Below are 18,148 nucleotides of genomic sequence, written 5' to 3'. Positions count from 1 at the left end.
CTCCTCACTGTCTGATCACACGCTCTCATCGGCGTGCCCGCTGCGGCCAGCGGCAGATCGATTGCCGTCGTCTCGCGGTTCGGACGACTATCTCAACTGTCCTGGCCTTCGGTTACAGTCTTGAACAACGCGGATGACCATCGCATGTCCTGGATCGTCGGTACGTATCGCGTTCAACGGTTCAACAATCAAATACCGCTCATCCAGAGGGGCAGAGGGATACGGCCCGATGAAGCCCCGGCAACCCTCCAGCCGGTCTCGTACCGATCGATGTCGATCGCGTCGCGAGGCTCCCGGCTCGGGAAGGTGCCAAATCCGTCTCACGGCGAAGTGCGTCGTGAGGAAGATGAGGAAAGGGCCTCGCCTCCATGGCTGCGCAGACAGTTGCAAGTACCACGAACTCCGCCGAAGCGGTGGACCTCGGCCCGGCCGCGGCGCTCTCCTGCCGCGAATGCGGGCACCGCGTCCCGCTCGGCCCGGTCTTCGCCTGCGAGGAGTGTTTCGGCCCGCTGGAGATCGCCTACGACTTCTCGGCCTACGAGACCGAAGAACTCCGCAAGCGCATCGAAGCGGGACCCGCGAACATCTGGCGCTACGCGCCGCTGCTGCCCGTCCCCGCGGACGTGGCGGACAAGCCCAACATCAACCCCGGCTGGACCAAGCTCGTGCAGGCCGACAACCTGGCCCGTGAGCTCGGTGTCGACGCCGGAAAGCTCTTCGTCAAGGACGACTCCGGCAACCCGACGCACTCCTTCAAGGACCGCGTCGTCGCCCAGGCCATCGAAGCGGCCCGCGCCTTCGGCTTCACCACCCTCTCCTGCTCCTCCACCGGCAACCTCGCCGGTGCCGTCGGCGCCGCGGCCGCCCGCGCCGGCTTCCGTTCCTGCGTGTTCATCCCGCACGACCTGGAGCAGGGCAAGGTCGTCATGGCCGCGGTCTACGGCGGCGAGCTCGTCGGCATCGAGGGCAACTACGACGACGTGAACCGCTTCTGCTCCGAGCTGATCGGCGACCCGGCCGGCGAGGGCTGGGGCTTCGTCAACGTCAACCTGCGGCCCTACTACGCCGAGGGCTCCAAGACCCTGGCGTACGAGATCTGCGAGCAGCTCGGCTGGAAGCTCCCCGACCAGCTCGTCGTGCCGATCGCCTCCGGATCCCAGCTCACGAAGATCGACAAGGGCCTCCAGGAGCTGATCAAGCTCGGGCTCGTCGAGGACAGGCCCTACAAGATCTTCGGAGCCCAGGCCGAGGGCTGCTCCCCGGTGTCCGTCGCCTACAAGGCCGGCCACGACGTCGTACGGCCGCAGAAGCCGGACACCATCGCCAAGTCGCTCGCCATCGGCAACCCGGCGGACGGGCCGTACGTGCTCGACATCGCGCGGCGCACCGGCGGTGCGGTGGAGGACGTGAACGACGAGCAGATCGTCGACGCGATCAAGCTGCTCGCGCGCACCGAGGGCATCTTCGCCGAGACGGCGGGCGGTGTGACCGTCGGCGTCACCCGCAAGCTGATCGAGAACGGTCTCCTCGACCCGACCCTCACCACGGTCGTGCTGAACACCGGCGACGGCCTCAAGACTCTGGACGCGGTGGCCTCGGACACCGGGCTGACCGCGACCATCCGCCCGAACCTCGACTCCTTCCGAGAGGCTGGCCTCGCATCATGAGCGTCAACGTCCGCATCCCCACCATCCTGCGCACCTACACCGGTGGCGCCGCCGAGGTGACGGCCGAGGGCACGACCCTCGCCGAGGTCATCAGCGACCTGGAGAAGAACCACACGGGCATCGCCGCGCGCGTCCTGGACGACCAGGGCAAGCTGCGCCGCTTCGTCAACGTGTACGTCAACGACGACGACGTGCGCTTCGAGCAGGGCCTGGAGACGGCGACTCCGGACGGTGTCGGCGTTTCGATCATTCCGGCCGTCGCCGGAGGCTGATCGTTACCCTCGGTAATGCCCAACACGGCGCGTTCACAGAATTGCCCCCTCCGTGAGACAAACGGAGGGGGCAATTCTGTTGGGTTGAACGCGCTAGAGTTGGGGAAGCCGCTCCAATTTGGATGTTGGTTTCATGCCGGACGCATATGAGTGAGCGTTCGCGGGCCGATAAGAAGTAGCCAAAATGGCTCGCCTTTTTGGGCATTTTATGGCATTTGCGGGGCCCGACTTGCCCCGAATCCTTGCACATTCTCCGCATATCATTGATCGGCCATGCCCAGAATTCTCGTCCGATTGACCTGTTGCAGAGGGCAGTTGGACAGATACATTCAGCCGCGGTCGACGCGTTCCGGCGCACACCCCCAACCGTTGGGGGGTGAGGTCTGACCCGGATCCGCGAAGTGTGGATCTGTGCAAGGGCCAGTAATAGGGGAGTTAGGCATGGCTCAGGGCACCGTCAAGTGGTTCAACGCGGAGAAGGGGTACGGCTTCATCGCGGTCGACGGTGGTGCGGACGTCTTCGTGCACTACAGCGCGATTCAGATGGACGGCTACCGCACCCTTGAAGAGGGTCAGCGAGTGGAGTTCGAAATCTCGCAGGGCCAGAAGGGTCCGCAGGCGGACATGGTCAAACTCGCCGTCTGATCGGGCGCGAACGACCACCGACGCAACTCACATACGAGGGGCCCGCATCCCACCGGGATGCGGGCCCCTCGTACGTCCCCGGCCGCCTCCGGCCGTCCTCCGCCGGCCCTCCGCCTGCTCCTGCGCGCGCCCGCGCGCCCGCGAGTGCCCCCGTGTGGAGGCCGCTCGCGGGGGCGACCTCCGGGGCGCGTGCGGAGGTCGCCCGTCGGCCCTGTTTTCGTGAGAGGCGCTTGCACTCGCAGGGGTCGAGTGCTAATCATTGGCGTTAGCACTCTCCCAGTGAGAGTGACAGAACTTGGATCGGGTCAGCGAGGCCCGCAGGCCTGTGGGGCAAGGAACCACAAGGCTTGCAGGCCGTCCGTCGCGGGCGCGGGCACGATCCGGAGCAATCCACCCCGTCCGGGAGGACCACTTCACATGGCCAAGATCATCGCGTTCAACGAGGAGGCACGGCGCGGTCTCGAGCGCGGGATGAACCAGCTCGCTGACGCCGTCAAGGTCACCCTCGGCCCCAAGGGCCGTAACGTCGTCCTCGAGAAGAAGTGGGGCGCCCCCACGATCACCAACGATGGTGTTTCCATCGCCAAGGAGATCGAGCTCGAGGACCCGTACGAGAAGATCGGCGCCGAGCTGGTCAAGGAAGTCGCCAAGAAGACGGACGACGTCGCCGGCGACGGTACGACCACGGCGACCGTGCTGGCCCAGGCGCTCGTGCGCGAGGGTCTGCGCAACGTCGCCGCCGGCGCCAACCCGATGGCCCTCAAGCGCGGTATCGAGAAGGCCGTCGAGGCCGTCTCCGGTGCCCTGCTGGAGCAGGCGAAGGATGTCGAGACCAAGGAGCAGATCGCTTCGACGGCCTCCATCTCCGCCGCCGACACCCAGATCGGCGAGCTCATCGCCGAGGCGATGGACAAGGTCGGCAAGGAAGGCGTCATCACCGTCGAGGAGTCCCAGACCTTCGGTCTGGAGCTGGAGCTCACCGAGGGTATGCGCTTCGACAAGGGCTACATCTCGGCGTACTTCGCCACCGACATGGAGCGTATGGAGGCCGTCCTCGACGACCCGTACATCCTGATCGCGAACTCCAAGATCGCGAACGTGAAGGACCTGCTCCCGCTCCTGGAGAAGGTCATGCAGGGCGGCAAGCCGCTGCTGATCATCGCCGAGGACGTCGAGGGCGAGGCCCTGTCGACCCTGGTCGTCAACAAGATCCGTGGCACCTTCAAGTCCGTCGCCGTCAAGGCTCCGGGCTTCGGTGACCGCCGCAAGGCCATGCTCGGCGACATCGCCATCCTCACGGGCGGCGAGGTCATCTCCGAGGAGGTCGGCCTCAAGCTGGAGAACGCGGGTCTGGACCTGCTGGGCCGTGCCCGCAAGGTCGTCATCACCAAGGACGAGACCACGATCGTCGACGGGTCCGGCTCCGCCGACCAGGTCGCCGGCCGTGTGAACCAGATCCGTGCCGAGATCGAGAACTCGGACTCGGACTACGACCGCGAGAAGCTCCAGGAGCGTCTGGCGAAGCTGGCCGGCGGCGTGGCCGTCATCAAGGCCGGTGCCGCCACCGAGGTCGAGCTCAAGGAGCGCAAGCACCGCATCGAGGACGCCGTTCGCAACGCGAAGGCGGCCGTCGAGGAGGGCATCGTCGCCGGTGGTGGCGTGGCCCTGCTCCAGGCTTCCTCGGTCTTCGAGAAGCTCGAGCTCACGGGTGACGAGGCGACCGGCGCCAACGCCGTGCGTCTCGCCCTGGAGGCCCCGCTCAAGCAGATCGCCGTCAACGGTGGTCTCGAGGGTGGCGTCATCGTCGAGAAGGTGCGCAACCTGCCCGTCGGCCACGGCCTGAACGCCGCGACCGGTGAGTACGTCGACATGATCGCCGAAGGCATCATCGACCCGGCGAAGGTGACGCGCTCTGCCCTGCAGAATGCCGCCTCCATCGCCGCGCTGTTCCTGACCACCGAGGCCGTCATCGCCGACAAGCCGGAGAAGGCCGCTGCCGGCGGTGCTCCGGGCGGCATGCCGGGCGGTGACATGGACTTCTGATCGACCCCGGTCGATCAACCGTCCTGACGTTCCGAGGGCGGCACCTTCCCGCAAGGGGGGTGCCGCCCTCGGGCGTTTCCCGGACGACTCCCGGACGGCTCCCCGGGATGCGCCGGGTCCACGACGTGGCCCGGATCACAGGGGTGGGCGCGGGTACGGCGGAATGCCCCGCCCGGTGCGGAGGTTGACGCTGACGAGCAGTTGATGCATGTGCACATACCGCATGGAATCTCCTGCTTCGCAGACCGCTCGACGTCATACCGACCACCTCTTCGAGGAGCCCCCACGTGACCACTGACGCCGCGACCCGCGCAGCCGAGATCCTGTCCCGTCCCGTCTCGATCAACGGCCTGACCGTCCCGAACCGGATCGCCATGGCCCCGATGACCCGGATGTTCTCGCCGGGCGGTGTACCGGGGGAGGACGTCGTCGGCTACTACTCCCGCCGCGCCGCCGCGGGCGTCGGCCTGATCGTCACCGAGGGCACCTACGTCGGCCACGACTCGGCCGGACAGAGCGACGCGGTGCCGCGCTTCCACGGCGATGAGCAGCTCGCCGGATGGGCGAAGGTCGCCGACGCCGTGCACGCGGCGGGCGGCACGATCGTCCCGCAGCTCTGGCACATCGGCATGGTCCGCAAGACGGGCGAGCCGCCCTTCACGGACGCCCCGCCCGTCGGCCCCTCCGGCCTCTACAAGGAGGGCGCCGAGGTCACCGGCAAGAGCATGACCCAGCAGGACCTCGACGACGTCATCGAGGCGTTCGCCAAGGCCGCCGCCGACGCCGAGCGCATCGGCTTCGACGGTGTCGAACTGCACGGCGCCCACGGCTACCTGCTCGACCAGTTCCACTGGGCCGGCACCAACCGGCGCGAGGACGCGTACGGCGGCGACCCGGTGGCCCGTACGAAGTTCTCGGCGGAGATCGTCGCCGCGGTGCGTGCCGCCGTCTCGCCCGAGTTCCCCGTCATCTTCCGCTACTCGCAGTGGAAGCAGCAGGCGTACGACGCCCGGCTCGCGGAGACCCCGGAGGAGCTGGAGGCGATCCTCGCCCCGCTCGCCGCGGCCGGAGTGGACTCCTTCCACGCCTCCACCCGCCGCTACTGGGTGCCCGAGTTCGACGGTTCCGACCTCAACCTCGCCGGCTGGACGAAGAAGCTGACGGGCAAGCCCACCATCACCGTCGGTTCGGTCGGCCTGGACGGCGACTTCATCAAGGCCTTCGCGGGCGAGGGCTCCCCGGTCAAGGGCATCGACGACCTCCTCGACCGCATGGAGCGCGACGAGTTCGACCTCGTCGCCGTCGGCCGCGCGCTGCTCCAGGACCCCGAGTGGGCGGCGAAGGTCCTGGCCGGCCGCTTCGAGGACCTGGCCCCGTACGACGCGGCGGCGCTGGGTTCCCTCAGCTGAGCTGACAGCTTCCCGGTGACGGGGGGAACGGGGGAGGGACGGCGCCCGCCGCGACGCGGGCGCCGTCCCTTTTTTCGCGCCTCGCGCTCCGCGCCGGTCAGCCGGTGGTACCGAGGTGGCCCACGAAGGCGCCCCAGGCGGCGGCCCCGAAGGTGATCACGGAACCGGGCTTCTTGGAGTCCCGGACGGGGATGTGAGTGGGGTGGCCCGCAGCGAGGGCAACTTCCAGGCAGTCGCCGCCGTCGCCTGCGCTGTGGCTCGACTTTCGCCAGACCGCCGAACGTGGTTCGCGATCAGGGGTGTTGTTCTCCATGTTCGTAAGCATGAGTCACCGTCTCAAGCAGGGCCAGGGAATCCTGAGGCGAGAGGGCTGCTGCCTGGAGAAGGTTGAACGTGAGGTTGTGGCGTGCCACCGTCGCCGGGTCGTCCACCAGCTTCCCCATGTCGACCCCCTCGATGAAGCAGAGCGGGGGAGCGTCTCTGAACTCCATGAGCTTCAAGGAGCCGCCCATCCCGGCATGCGCACCGGCGGCGAACGGCAGGACCTGCAGGATGACTCGGTGGCGGTGTGCAAGGTCCGCCGTATGGCGGAGGGCCATCGCCATCGTTGCAGGCCCGCCGACCGGCCGGTGAATCGCGGCCTCGTCCAGGATCACCCACAACAGGGGGGTTGTTGGATGGTCCAGGAGGTGGGTGCGCTCCATGCGGGTCGCCACCAGCTCCTCGATTTCCGCGTCGCAGGCGGTCGGCCGGTAGGTACGGAACAGGGCTGCCGCATATGCCGGGGTCTGCAGCAGGCCGGGGATGAGCAGAGGGAGGTAGTGCCTGATCCCCGTGGCAACCGCCTCCGCCTCCGCCGCCTCCACGAAGTGGTCCGGGTACTTCGACCTGGCCAGGGCCCTGCAGTTGCGCTCGAAGAAGCCCTTCGTCCCGAGGATCTCGTCTATCCGGACGGCGTATTCGAGCTGCAAGCGGCGCGTCCCCGACTCCAGTTGGCCGATGAAGGAACCGCTGACGAAGAGGGGCTCGCCCAGTTCGGCCTGGCTGAGGCCGGCGTTCTCGCGGGCGTGCCGCAGCTCGGCGCCGATCATCGCGCGGGGGGAGGTGGACGGATCGAGGTCCTTGGGGCCCGGCATCGCGACTCCCTGTCACACAGGTGGGGTTGTTGGACCGGCGTCCCTTCCCAGGCTAGGGGGACGATGGCCACGCTGGGTGGTGAAAGCGAACACTCAGCGTGAAAGGTTCGGTGCGATGGAGGCGACGTCGGGTGAGGAGTACGCAATCGACGTGCGGGACGGGCGGCTCGGGCAGGTGATGGGGCGCGAGGGCGGCCTCGTGCAACTGCGGCCGCCCGGCGGGGGGATCGAGTGGGACTGTCCGTCCGAGGCACTCGGTGAGGCACCGCCGGGGGAGGTGCTGCGGGCCCGCGTGCGGCGGCTCAACGCGGAGGGGCGGCTGCCCTGACCAGGGAGCCGGGGAGGGGGCCCGCTTTCGGGCCCCCAGCCTGCCTGAAGGCCCCCCGGGCTGCCTAAAGGTTCCCCATCGGCTCGATGTCGACCTTGACCGGGGTGCCCCAGATGCGGAGCACCTCGTAGTCCGTGAACTCGTGGACGAGGCGGTAGGCCATGCCGGGGCGGGGGGCCCGGCGCTCGGCGGCGAGGTAGCGCTCGGCCTCCTGGCGGTCGCGGCGAGGCGTGCCGCACAGGAGCCACGTCTGGCCGTTCCAGACCTCCGGGAGCCAGCGCTGCTGGGGCTGGGGGCGGTCGCCGCGCACTCCGTAGCGGGACATCGTGCGGTCGGGCAGTTCGTCCGGGGCGAGTGGCCGGCCGTGCGGGTACGCGTCGTTGACCTCGGTGCGGCGGGCGGTGCGGCGGCGGGTCTCGCAGAGCAGACAGCGGTCCGGGGCGCTCTCGTCCACCGGGCCGTTCGGATGCTCGGAGCAGCGGGTGGTCGGCTTGGCCGTCGCCACCGTCTCGTCGAGCAGGCTCAGGGCCCGCTTCAGGTCCGCCTTGACCTCGTGCAGCTTGGCGTCGGGGGTGTCGGTGCTCAGGGCGTCGCCGTGCTCCCCGAGCAGCCGCAGGGCGCGGCCCAGTTCGGTCAGCTGTGCGTGGTTCATGCTCCCAGCCTCGCATGCGCCACCGACAGCGCGGCTGGGACAGGTCCTACACGGCGGCCTGTTCCGACCGGCGGGCCGGTGACGTGCCGCCGGTGTCACGGTCGAGTCCGCCGTCGGGACCGTTTCGGAGGGCGCCGCCGAGGCCGAAGAAGTAGGTGGCCGCGAACCCGACGGCGTACCCGGTCAGCAGGCCGCCCGCGTAGATCGCCGCGGTGACGGCGAGGCCCCGGTTGCCGGACAGCAGCGGGAACAGGGCCACGCCGGAGGGTCCGATGGCCGTCGAGCCGACGTGGTCGCCCAGCATCGAGAAGAAGCCGATGAAGGCGCCGCCCGCCGCGCCGCCCGCGCAGGCCGTGACGAAGGGGCGGCCGAGGGGCAGGGAGACGCCGTAGATCAGGGGCTCGCCGACGCCGAGGAGTCCGGCCGGGAGCGCCGATCTGATCGTCGTACGGATCGAGGTGTCGTGGCGCAGCCGGACGTAGACCGCGAGGGCGGCGCCCACCTGGCCCGCGCCCGCCATGGCGAGCACGGGCAGCAGGACGGTGTAGCCCTGCTGTTCGATGAGCGTGGTGTGGACGGGGATGAGGGCCTGGTGCAGGCCCAGCATCACCAGGGGGAGGAACAAGGCGCCGAGGACGAGCCCGGCGAGGGCGCCGGTGGTGGAGAGCAGCCAGGCGGCGGCGGTGCCGATGGCGGCGGAGAGCTCACCGGCCGCGTACATCAGCGCGTACAGCGTGACCAGGCCGGTCAGCAGCACGGTGAGGGTGGGGGTGACCAGGACGTCCAGGGTCGGCGGGACCCAGCGGCGGCACCACTTCTCCACGTGCGTCCCGAGCAGGGCCGCGGCCAGGGCGCCGAGGACACCGCCCTGGCCGGGGGCGAGCGTCACCCCGAGGACGGTCACCTTGGCGACCCCCGCGTACACGACGACCGAGGCCACCGCGCCGCCCAGGACCGGGGTGCCGCCGAACACCTTGGCCGTGTTGAATCCCACGAAGACGGCGATCAGCGCCATGAACCCGGCGGCGATGGCGGTCAGTGCGGGGGTCAGACCCCTCAGTACCCCGAGGTTGATCAGCAGGCCGTTGAGGCCGGCGATGACCCCGCAGCCGATCAGGGCGGGGATCAGGGGCACGAAGACGTCCGCGACGCGCCGCAGGAACAGCTTGAAGGGGGTGGCGTTGCGGCGGGACCGGGAGGCCCGCAGCTCGGCGCCGCGCAGGGCGAGCCGGTCCGCGGTGGTCGCCGGTTCGGCACCCGCTTCGGCACCCGGTTCGGCACCCGGCGTGGTGGCCGGAGCGGTGGCCGGGTCCGCGCCGGGCGGGGCGAGGGGTGACAGAGCGCTCGCCAGCAGCGCCTCGAAGGCGGGCGTCACCCGGGCGACCGTGCCGGGGCCCAGCACGATCTGGTACGAGCCGCCGTCCGCGACCAGGCCGAGGACGGCGGGAAGGGCCCGCAGGCCCGCCTCGTCCACCAGACCGCCGTCCCGCAGACCCAGCCGGAGCCGGGTCATGCAGTGGGCGACGGTGAGGACGTTCGCGGGTCCGCCCACGAGGGGGAGGATGGCCGCCGCTGTGATGGAGTCCGGTGTGCTCACTCCCCGAGCGTGCTGGTCAGTCGGCCGAAGCCGCCAGCGCGGCGCGCAGATGGCCCTCCGAGTCCTCCAGAAGGCGGGCGGCGGTGGGCCCGTCGACGCCGCCGAGGATCGTCAGGATGGCGTTCTTCACCTCGCCGTCGGTGGCGGCGAGCGCGCGCTCGATCTCCTCGTCGGAGGCCCCGGTGGCGAGGGCGACGATGCGGCGGGAGCGGGCTCGCAGTTTCTCGTTCGAGGCCCGTACGTCGACCATCAGGTTCCCGTACGTCTTGCCGAGCCGGATCATCGTGATCGTCGAGAGCATGTTGAGGACGAGCTTCTGCGCGGTGCCGGACTTCAACCGGGTGGAGCCCGTGAGCAGTTCGGGGCCGACCACGACCTCGATGCCGTGGTCCGCGGCGGAGGCGAGCGCGCTGTGCGCGTTGCAGGACAGGCCGATCGTGAGCGCGCCCTGTTTGCGGGCGTGCTCGACCGCGCCGACGGCGTACGGGGTGCGGCCCGAGGCGGAGACGCCGACCACGGTGTCGTCGGCCGTCAGGGCGAGCGCGTCCAGGTCGGCCGCCGCGAGTTCCCGGGAGTCCTCGGCGCCCTCGACCGAGGTGACCATGGCGGTCGGGCCGCCCGCGATCACGCCGACGACCCGGGAGGGATCGGTGTTGAAGGTGGGCGGGCACTCCGAGGCGTCCAAAACGCCGAGGCGGCCCGCGGTGCCGGCGCCCGCGTAGACGAGGCGGCCGCCGCGGGCCATGCGCTCCGCGATGCCGTCGATCGCGGCGGCGATGAGCGGGAGCTGCGCGGCGACGGCCGCCGGCACCGTCATGTCCTCGCCGTTCATGAGCCGCGCGATCTCCAGCGTGGACAGGCGGTCGATGTCGGACAGTTCGGGGCGGAACGCCTCGGTGGTCAGCGTCTCCAACTCTGCTCGAAGATCGCCGTAGTTGGGCATGGAGGTCATGACAGGGTCGGCTCTTTCCGGTGAGGTGTCGTATCCGCGGCCCCGGGGGCGGGGCGCGGGCCGGGACGACGCGCGGCACCGCCGCGCGGGCGCCGACAGCCGCCCGCGGGACCGCGCTCTCCCTGCTGATTCAAGTTCCCGGGGTGTCCCGTGGCACCGGCTCCAGCTCCGCCGGTCGGTGCCGCGGCCCTGGACCCCGGGTCCCGGGCCCGCCGGTCGTGCGGTGCGGCTAGCGGCCGCCGCGCGGGGAGTGGCGGTGCGCCAGGGCCTCGTACGAGGCGGACAGCGCGGGCGCCGCCGTCTCGTAGGTGCGCTGGGCCACCCCCACGAACAGACAGTCCACCACCAGGAGCTGGCTGGTGCGCGACGACATGGCCGCCGGGCGCAGCTCGCTCTCCCGGGCGGTCGAGGTGGTGAGGACGTGGTCGGCGTACTGCGCGACCGGTCCGCTCGGGCGGCCGGTGATCGCCACCGTCGTCGCCCCGTGCTCGAAGGCGACCCGCAGCGGTTCGATGACGTCGCCGGTCGAGCCGGAGTGCGTGATGGCTATCGCCACGTCCTTGGCGCGCAGCTGCACCGCGCCCGTCACCGCGAGGTGCGGGTCGCTGTGCGCGTGGGCCATGAGCCCGATCCGCAGGAGTTTCTGCAGGAGATCCTGGGCGACGAGCCCGGACGCGCCGACACCGTAGATGTCGACGCGGCGGGCGGTGGCGATGGCGGCGACGGCGGCGCCGAGCTGGACCGTGTCGAGCGCGGCGGCGGTGTCGGCGAGGGTCTGCTGCTCGTCGTAGGCGAGCTTGGCGACGACGTCGGCGATGGGGTCGTCGACCGCTATGTCGGCGGTGACGGCGGGGGCCCGGCCCGACTGTTGCTGCGCGGCGAGCCCGGCGAGCGCGAGGCGCAGGTCGCGGTATCCGGGGTAGCCGAGGAGGCGGGCCGTGCGCACGACCGTGGCCTCGCTGGTGCCGGTGAGCTCGGCGAGTCCGGTGACCGTGAGGGCCGCGCAGCCGGCCGGGTCAGCGGCGACGGCCTCGGCGACCCGCTGCATGGAGCGTGTCATCGAGGGAGCGAGGGTCCGCACCTTGGCCGCGAGGGCCGCGGGGGCGGGCGGTGCCTCACCCGCGAAAATTTCCTTCACGTCATGGGTCACACCATGAAAGATATTTTCCATTGGGGCATACGGTCAAGGGTGCGCACAATGAGGACATGGACCCCACCGGCAACCCCCTCAACCCCCTGGAGCAGGCTTTGCACGCGGCGCGCGCCCGTGTGCTCGCCGACCTGATCGCGGGCCAGGTGGCCGAGGCGGACGTCGTCTCCCTGGTCGAGGACTCGGTGGTGCAGCGCCGCTGGTGGGTCGAGCAGTGGCCGGAAGGCGCCGGGTTCGTCGCCGGGCTCGTCGCCCAGGACGTGCAGGACGCGATCCTGGAGCGGCACGGACGGTGGCCGCTGTGCCCGGTGTGCTCCAGCGGCGACCCGCACGCCCTGGAGGTGGAGCCCGAGCTGGGCCCCGACCCGCACTGGGTGTGCCACCAGGCGGGCGTGAAGATCTCCCCGGTGGGCGCCCTCGGCTCGGCGACCGGCACGAATCCGCCCTCGTGACCGTGTACATCGATCCGCCCACCTGGCCGGGCCACGGCCGGGTGTGGTCCCACCTGATCAGCGATGTCTCCTACGACGAACTCCATGCGTTCGCCGACCGGCTGGGCGCGCCCCCGCGGGCCTTCGAGCGCGACCACTACGACATCCCCTCGCACCGCTACGCCGACGCGGTCGCCGCCGGCGCGGTGGAGGTCAGCAGCCGTGAGGTCGTACGGCTGCTGCACGGGGCGGGGCTGCGACGGCGCAAGCGCGCGCGGTGACCGGAGGAGACCCGCTCGCGCGGGGAGGCCGACGGAGTGCGGGCCAGCGTACGGGCGGAGGCGCGCCGGGACACTCCGACGGTCTCAGCTGTCGCGGGCGTACAGCCGCAACGACCCCTCCCCGTCGTTCAGTTCGTCGCCGAACTGCTCAAGGTCCTCGCTCACGAGGGTGAATCCGGCGCGGGCGACCACGCGTTGGGAGGAAGCGTTGTCCTGGTCGATGGTCGCGAACAGGAGCTTGACGTCGTCGCGGGCGAGGGCGTACTCGGCCAGGGCGCGCAGGGCCTCGGTGGCGTACCCCTGGCCGCGGGCGTTCTCCGCGAGGTCGTAGCCGACCTCGGCGCGCTCCTTCTCGTCGGGCGCGCCGTGGAAGCCCATCGCGCCGACCGCCCGCCCGTCCTCGCGCCGCACGAGCACGAATATCCCCCACTCCGGCCGGTGCAGCCCCTTCTCGTAGGCGCTCACGGCCATCCCGGAGGCGTCCCGGGTGCCCTCGAAGGGGCCGCCCTCGATCCACTCGAAGCCGCCGGTGCCGCCCGTGTGCAGATCGGCCGCGGCGGCCGGGGTGACCCCCTCGAGGGTGAGCCGCTCGGTGTCGATCACCAGGTTGTTGTTCCAGCGCCACTCGGTGAGCGGTTCCCGGCCGGGCAGGTCGCCGCGCCCGGTGGCCCACAGGAGCGTGCTCCACGGGGCGTCGGGCTCGGGGCGCACGTGCGGGAAGATCGTGGCGAGGACCCGGGCGCACAGCTCGGCCGGCGGCTCGTACGGCAGGCCGAGGCCCTCGGCGATGTCGTGCGTGTGCAGCAGGACCTCGGCGACCCCCATCGCGGCGAAGCCCTCGCGGTTCGCGCTGCGGAACGGGTACGGGTGGAAGGCGCGCACCTCGCGCGGGGTCGTGCGGACGGCGGCGGCGAGCAGGGCGCCGGTCGTCTCGATCACGTCGACGACCCCAGCGTCGCCGGTGCCCTCGTCCACCGCGATCTTGAACGGCACGTACGCCGTGCCGGCCCGCCCGGCCAACTGCCCGGCGTACGCGATGAGATCACTCGCGATGTGTTCGGCGGTCCGCCGGCAGCTCCACTCCAGCCGTCCCGCCCGTACGCCGTCCCAGTCACGTCCGGCCGCCGCCCGCAGCAGCGCGGCACAGCTCGCGACGGCTTCCTCGATCTGATCCCCGCCCATGTCTGTCATGCGGCCGAGAATAGGACGGATCATCCCTGGGAGCGTACGGGTTTCCTGGCCACGAGGGTCAGACAGACGGCGGCGGCCGTCAGTGCCGCGCCCACCCAGGCGGTGGCCGGGTATCCGAGCCCCGCGTCGATGACGGCCCCGCCGAGCCAGGGACCTGCGGTGTTGCCCAGGTTGAAGGCGGCGGTGGTGGTGGCGGCAGCCAGGGTCGGGGCGGCCGCCGCGACCTGGAACATCCGGGCGTTCAGGGCCGGGGCGGTGCTGAAGCAGGCGATCCCGAGGAGGAAGGAGAGAAGGACGGCCGCGACGGCGTACCGCCCGAGAAGGGCGAACGCGACGAGGACGACGATGTCCGCCGCCATGCCGCAGAGCAGGACCTCGAACGGATACGCGTCGGCGAACCGCCCGCCGAGCGTCGTCCCGATGATCGCGCCTGCGCCGAACAGCGCCAGCACGGTCGGGACCCAGCGCTCCTGGAGATGGGCGACCTCGGTGAGCAGCGGGGCGAGATAGCTGAAGGCGCAGAAGACACCGGCCGCGGCGAGCACGATCGTGCCGACGGACAGCCAGACCCGCCGGTCGCGGTAGACGAGCAGCTCTCCCCGGATCCGCGGTCGCACGTCCGGGGGCGCGATGGGCGGGACGAGGGTCACGATGCCCACGAGCGCGACGACGGACGCCGCTCCGACGGCCCAGAAGGCGGCCCGCCAGCCGAGTCCCTGGCCGAGGAAGGCGCCCGCGGGCACGCCCAGCACGTTCGCGATCGACAGGCCTCCGATCATCACGGCCAGCGCCCGCGCCCGTGAGGTCACCGGCACCGCCGCGACGGCCACGGCCGCGCCGACCGCCCAGAAGCCCGCGCAGGCCAGGGCGCTGACGACACGTGAGGCAAAGAGCACGGCGTAGTCCGGCGCCAGCGCTCCCGCCACCTGGCCGAGCCCGAAGACCGAGATCAGGGCGACGAGGGTGGTCCGCCTCGGCAGCCGGAGCGTGGCCACGGCGAGCAGCGGCGCGCCGACGACCATGCCGATCGCGAACGCCGAGATCAGCAGTCCCGCCCGCGGGATCGTCACGCCCAGGTCTTTCGCGATGGACGGCAGCAGCCCGGACAGCATGAACTCACTGGTGCCGAGGGCGAAGACGCACAGGGCGAGGACGTAGACGGACAGGGGCATACGGGGCCGGCCGGTGGCCGGGGTGACGTCCGGGGTGACGTCCGGGGCGGAGCCGGGGGCGAAGGCCCGGGCGGCGGCGGGTATGTCCGGCGTCAGGGGGCCGGGGCTCGGAGGCATGGCTCCTTGGTACGTGGTCCGGAGCCCGCAGTCGAACCCGTTTCCCTCGGCCCTCCCCCGTACCCCTCGGCCTTCCGCATACCCCTCGGCCCTCTTCGGCCCCCTCGCCCCTCCCCGGACCCGGCGCTGCGCCCCGGACCCCGCTCCTCATCCGCCGGAGGGGCCGGAACCTCGCCCGTCAGGCCTCCGTCAGCGACGCCAGTTCGTCCTCCATGTTCCGGCGGGCCGGTGCCGCCCAGACACGTTCGCCGTACGGAGTCCTGAACAGCCTTGGCAGGTCCAGGAGTTGACGCAGGACGGCCGCGCGGCCCACGCGGAAGGCGTCGTCGGGGACGAAGGCGTACTCCTCGCGGACGGCGGCGGTGTAGGCGGCGTACGCGGCCGGGGGCGAGGCCAGGATCGCGAGATCCGCGTCGCACAGGACGGCGCCGTCGGTGTCGTGGTCGGCGGGGTCGTGGGAGACGGTGAGCCGGACGAGCCGGGCGACCTCGGCGGTGCGGTCCGGGTCGACGCCCAGTTCGGCCAGCGCGCGTTCGGCGAGCCGGGCGGAGCGCTCCTCGTTCTCCGAACGGTCCGGGAGGTACACGGCGTCGTGGAACCAGGCGGCCAGGCGTACGGCGTCCGGATCGCCGGCGCGCTCCCCGTGGGCCTCCAGCACGTCGATGTGGCCGAGGACCGCGAGGAGATGGTCGGTGGTGTGGTACCGGCGCCGGGGTTCGGCCCAGCGGGCCAGGAGGTCGGCCGCGTAGGGCTCCGGCGCGGGGCCGGAGCCCTCGCCCTCACGTGCGGCCAGGACGGTGTCCGCCCAGCGCTTCGTCAGCTCCGGGTGGGCCGGGTGGCGGTTGCTCTCTGCTGCCATGCCGCCATTGTCCCCGCCCCGGGGCTCCCCGTCGTGGTGCCCGGATCGGTCCCCGTCGTGGTGCTGTCCGAAGGCGAAGGCGAAGGCGAAGGCGCGGGCGCGGGGCCGGGGACAGGGCCGGGGCGGGTCCGTGCGCGGAAGGTGCGGCGGTAGGCGTCCGGGGGCACGCCCACCGTGCGGTTGAAGTGCCGGCGCAGTGTCGTCCCGGTTCCCATGCCGGTGGCCGCCGCGACGGCGTCGACGCCCGCGTCGGTGGTCTCCAGCAACTCCTGCGCATGGCGGATCCGTTGGGTCAGCAGCCACTGGAGCGGGGTGGTGCCGGTCACCGACCTGAAGTGGCGGCCCAGGTTGCGTGAGCTCATCCGCGCCTGGCGGGCCAGGTCCTCCACGGTCAGCGGACGGTCCAGCCGCTCGATGACCCAGGGGAACAGCTCGGCGAGCGGATGGTGGTCGGGTGCGGGCACCGGCGTGCTGACGAACTGGGCCTGGCCGCCGTCCCGGTGCGGGGGCACGACCAGGTTGCGGGCGACGGTGTTGGCGACCGAGGAGCCGTGGTCGAGGCGGACGAGGTGCAGGCACAGGTCCATGGCGGCGGCCTTGCCGGCAGAGGTGAGCACGCTGCCGTCGTCCACGTACAGGACGTCCGGGTCCACCAGCACCCGGGGATGGCGGGCGGCCAGGGTCCGGGTGTGCGCCCAGTGCGTGGTCGCGCGCTTCCCGTCCAGCAGCCCGGCGGCGGCCAGGACGAACGCGCCGGTGCACAGGGAGGCCACGCGCGCGCCCGCCTCGTGGGCCGCACGGACCGCGTCGACGAGGGCGGCGGGCGGCTCCCGGTCGATGTCGGCCCAGCCCGGGACGATCACCGTGTCGGCGTACGGGAGCCGGTCGAGGCCGCGGTCGGGCTCCAGCCGGAACGGTCCGACGCGCACCGCCTTCGGCCCGCAGAGCGCGAGGTCGTACCAGGGCACCCGCACGGCGTCCGGAGCGGAGCCGAAGACCTCGCAGGCCAGGGCCAGTTCGAAGTGCAGCATCCCGTCGGTGACGGCCAGCGCGACAGAAGTCATGTCCGGAATTGTATGGGGCCTGGCGTTCCGGACACTCGTGCGGGGCGCCCGTTCTCGCCAGGATGTCCTTACGGATCAAGGCAGTTCACTTCGAGCACGGGGGAGAACCCATGGAGTCGGGGCAGGCAGTGACGGTGTTCGGCGCGTACGGGCACACCGGCCGGTTCGTGGTGGCCGAACTGCTGGAGCGCGGGTTCACGCCGGTCCTCTCCGGCCGGGACGCCGGGAAGCTGAAGGAACTGGCGGCCTCGTGGCCGGGCCTGGACGTCCGGCCGGCCACGGTCGACGACCCGGCGTCCCTCGACCAGGCGCTGACCGGCGCCGCGGCGGTGGTCAACTGCGCCGGGCCGTTCGCCACGACGGCCGGCCCCGTGATCGAGGCGGCCCTGCGCGCCGGGATCCCGTACGTGGACGTGGCGGCCGAGATCGAGGCCAACCTCGACACGTTCGCGCACTTCGCGGAGCCGGCCGAGGCCGCGGGAACGGTGATCGTCCCCGCGATGGCCTTCTACGGCGGCTTCGGCGACCTGCTGGTCACCGCCGCGATGGGCGAGTGGACGGCGGCCGACGAGGCGCACATCGCGTACGGGCTGAGCGGCTGGCACCCCACCGCCGGGACGCGCGCCGCGGGCGCGGTCTCCCGGGAGCGGCGCGGCGGCCGGCGCGTCCGTTACACCGAAGGGCGGCTGGAGTACGTCGAGGACGCCCTGCCCACCCTGGAGTGGCCGTTCCCCGAGCCGATGGGCCCGCGTGCCGTTCTCGGGGAGTTCTCGATGGCCGACGTGGTCACCGTGCCCAGCCACCTCGCCGTCTCCGAGGTGTGCACCTACATGACCGTCGAGGCGGCCGGGGAACTGGCGGCCCCGGACACCCCCGCTCCGAGCCCGGCCGACGAGCGCGGGCGGTCCGGGCAGACCTTCCTCGTCGACGTCGTGGTGCGCTCCGGCGGCGCCGAACGGCGTGCCGTGGCACGGGGCCAGGACATCTACGCCGTCACCGCGCCGCTCGTGGTGGAGGCACTCGACCGCATCCTGACGGGACGCACCAGGACGGTCGGCGTCGCCTCCGCCGGCGAGATCTTCGACGCCCGGGACTTCCTCCGCGCGCTGTCCCCGCACATCTCCTTCGAACTGCGCGGGTAGCCCCTAGGACCTGTCCGGTCGATCACGGCGGAGACGCGGG

18 protein-coding genes, 1 pseudogene and 1 riboswitch are annotated in these 18,148 nt (G+C 71.5%); of the genes and pseudogenes, 9 read left to right on the top strand and 10 right to left on the bottom strand.

The window, feature by feature from the left end; genetic code table 11:
• Positions 1 to 196 precede the first annotated feature (196 nt).
• Positions 197 to 353: riboswitch (SAM riboswitch) on the top strand.
• A gap of 15 nt (positions 354 to 368) precedes the next feature.
• The 5 genes from thrC to OG410_RS19540 all read left to right on the top strand — a co-directional run bounded on the left by thrC (position 369) and on the right by OG410_RS19540 (position 6,036).
• Positions 369 to 1,667 (top strand): threonine synthase, encoded by a 1,299-nt coding sequence (thrC, locus tag OG410_RS19560; protein ID WP_329300376.1) that lies wholly within the window; start codon positions 369 to 371, stop codon positions 1,665 to 1,667.
• A complete protein-coding gene (locus tag OG410_RS19555; protein ID WP_326787048.1) occupies positions 1,664 to 1,939 on the top strand; it encodes a MoaD/ThiS family protein in 276 nt (91 codons plus the stop codon). The genes thrC and OG410_RS19555 overlap by 4 nt, the downstream gene beginning before the upstream one ends.
• Positions 1,940 to 2,380: 441 nt before the next feature.
• Complete coding sequence (locus tag OG410_RS19550) at positions 2,381 to 2,584, top strand: cold-shock protein (RefSeq protein WP_005315736.1); 204 nt, start codon at positions 2,381 to 2,383, stop codon at positions 2,582 to 2,584.
• A 417-nt stretch (positions 2,585 to 3,001) separates the two neighbouring features.
• The gene (gene groL / locus OG410_RS19545; RefSeq protein ID WP_326787049.1) at positions 3,002 to 4,627 is read left to right on the top strand and encodes a chaperonin GroEL; all 1,626 of its coding nucleotides are present in this window, start codon (positions 3,002 to 3,004) and stop codon (positions 4,625 to 4,627) included.
• 287 nt (positions 4,628 to 4,914) lie between these two features.
• Positions 4,915 to 6,036: an NADH:flavin oxidoreductase gene (locus OG410_RS19540; RefSeq protein ID WP_329300375.1), complete on the top strand. Its 1,122-nt coding sequence runs from the start codon at positions 4,915 to 4,917 to the stop codon at positions 6,034 to 6,036.
• Between the two features lie 97 nt (positions 6,037 to 6,133).
• Here OG410_RS19540 and OG410_RS19535 read toward each other — a convergent pair whose 3' ends face one another.
• Entirely contained in the window at positions 6,134 to 6,349 is a 216-nt protein-coding gene (locus OG410_RS19535; protein ID WP_329300373.1) for a DUF397 domain-containing protein, read from the bottom strand.
• On the bottom strand, positions 6,330 to 7,172 hold the full coding sequence (locus OG410_RS19530; protein WP_329300372.1) for a helix-turn-helix domain-containing protein: 843 nt from the start codon (positions 7,170 to 7,172) through the stop codon (positions 6,330 to 6,332). The genes OG410_RS19535 and OG410_RS19530 overlap by 20 nt, the downstream gene beginning before the upstream one ends.
• Positions 7,173 to 7,287: 115 nt before the next feature.
• On the opposite strand from OG410_RS19530, the gene OG410_RS19525 reads away from it, so the two are divergent.
• The gene (locus tag OG410_RS19525; protein ID WP_329300371.1) at positions 7,288 to 7,500 is read left to right on the top strand and encodes a hypothetical protein; all 213 of its coding nucleotides are present in this window, start codon (positions 7,288 to 7,290) and stop codon (positions 7,498 to 7,500) included.
• Positions 7,501 to 7,564: 64 nt separating this feature from the next.
• On the opposite strand, the gene OG410_RS19520 is transcribed toward OG410_RS19525, so the two are convergent.
• From OG410_RS19520 to OG410_RS19505, 4 genes are all read right to left on the bottom strand, one after another.
• Positions 7,565 to 8,152 carry a hypothetical protein gene (locus OG410_RS19520; RefSeq protein ID WP_329300370.1) on the bottom strand — a complete coding sequence of 196 codons (588 nt, stop codon included), beginning with the start codon at positions 8,150 to 8,152 and terminating at the stop codon, positions 7,565 to 7,567.
• 46 nt (positions 8,153 to 8,198) lie between these two features.
• Positions 8,199 to 9,749, bottom strand: coding sequence for a PTS transporter subunit EIIC (locus OG410_RS19515; protein ID WP_329300369.1), 1,551 nt, complete (start codon positions 9,747 to 9,749; stop codon positions 8,199 to 8,201).
• A gap of 16 nt (positions 9,750 to 9,765) precedes the next feature.
• Positions 9,766 to 10,701, bottom strand: coding sequence for an N-acetylmuramic acid 6-phosphate etherase (gene murQ / locus OG410_RS19510; RefSeq protein WP_329300368.1), 936 nt, complete (start codon positions 10,699 to 10,701; stop codon positions 9,766 to 9,768).
• A 229-nt stretch (positions 10,702 to 10,930) separates the two neighbouring features.
• A complete protein-coding gene (locus tag OG410_RS19505; RefSeq protein WP_329300367.1) occupies positions 10,931 to 11,851 on the bottom strand; it encodes a MurR/RpiR family transcriptional regulator in 921 nt (306 codons plus the stop codon).
• 56 nt (positions 11,852 to 11,907) lie between these two features.
• On the opposite strand from OG410_RS19505, the gene OG410_RS19500 reads away from it, so the two are divergent.
• Both OG410_RS19500 and OG410_RS19495 read left to right on the top strand, forming a co-directional pair.
• Positions 11,908 to 12,303 carry a hypothetical protein gene (locus OG410_RS19500; RefSeq protein ID WP_329300366.1) on the top strand — a complete coding sequence of 132 codons (396 nt, stop codon included), beginning with the start codon at positions 11,908 to 11,910 and terminating at the stop codon, positions 12,301 to 12,303.
• Positions 12,300 to 12,563 (top strand): DUF4031 domain-containing protein, encoded by a 264-nt coding sequence (locus tag OG410_RS19495; RefSeq protein WP_329300365.1) that lies wholly within the window; start codon positions 12,300 to 12,302, stop codon positions 12,561 to 12,563. The genes OG410_RS19500 and OG410_RS19495 overlap by 4 nt, the downstream gene beginning before the upstream one ends.
• Positions 12,564 to 12,647: 84 nt before the next feature.
• Here OG410_RS19495 and OG410_RS19490 read toward each other — a convergent pair whose 3' ends face one another.
• The 4 genes and pseudogenes from OG410_RS19490 to OG410_RS19475 all read right to left on the bottom strand — a co-directional run.
• Positions 12,648 to 13,754, bottom strand: coding sequence for a GNAT family N-acetyltransferase (locus OG410_RS19490; protein WP_329300364.1), 1,107 nt, complete (start codon positions 13,752 to 13,754; stop codon positions 12,648 to 12,650).
• 20 nt (positions 13,755 to 13,774) lie between these two features.
• Entirely contained in the window at positions 13,775 to 14,926 is a 1,152-nt protein-coding gene (locus OG410_RS19485; RefSeq protein ID WP_329304171.1) for a Cmx/CmrA family chloramphenicol efflux MFS transporter, read from the bottom strand.
• A gap of 295 nt (positions 14,927 to 15,221) precedes the next feature.
• The gene (locus OG410_RS19480; RefSeq protein WP_329300363.1) at positions 15,222 to 15,902 is read right to left on the bottom strand and encodes an HD domain-containing protein; all 681 of its coding nucleotides are present in this window, start codon (positions 15,900 to 15,902) and stop codon (positions 15,222 to 15,224) included.
• A gap of 104 nt (positions 15,903 to 16,006) precedes the next feature.
• Positions 16,007 to 16,966 (bottom strand): annotated as a pseudogene (locus OG410_RS19475) (helix-turn-helix domain-containing protein); the annotation flags it as partial.
• 110 nt (positions 16,967 to 17,076) lie between these two features.
• Here OG410_RS19475 and OG410_RS19470 point away from each other — a divergent pair.
• Positions 17,077 to 18,108 carry a saccharopine dehydrogenase family protein gene (locus OG410_RS19470; protein ID WP_329300361.1) on the top strand — a complete coding sequence of 344 codons (1,032 nt, stop codon included), beginning with the start codon at positions 17,077 to 17,079 and terminating at the stop codon, positions 18,106 to 18,108.
• The last annotated feature ends 40 nt before the right edge of the window (positions 18,109 to 18,148 follow it).

The organism is Streptomyces sp. NBC_00659, assembly GCF_036226925.1.
Classification (GTDB): Bacteria; Actinomycetota; Actinomycetes; order Streptomycetales; family Streptomycetaceae; genus Streptomyces.
Note: the sequence above shows the minus strand (reverse complement) of the source record. Positions and strands in the feature narration are given on the sequence as shown.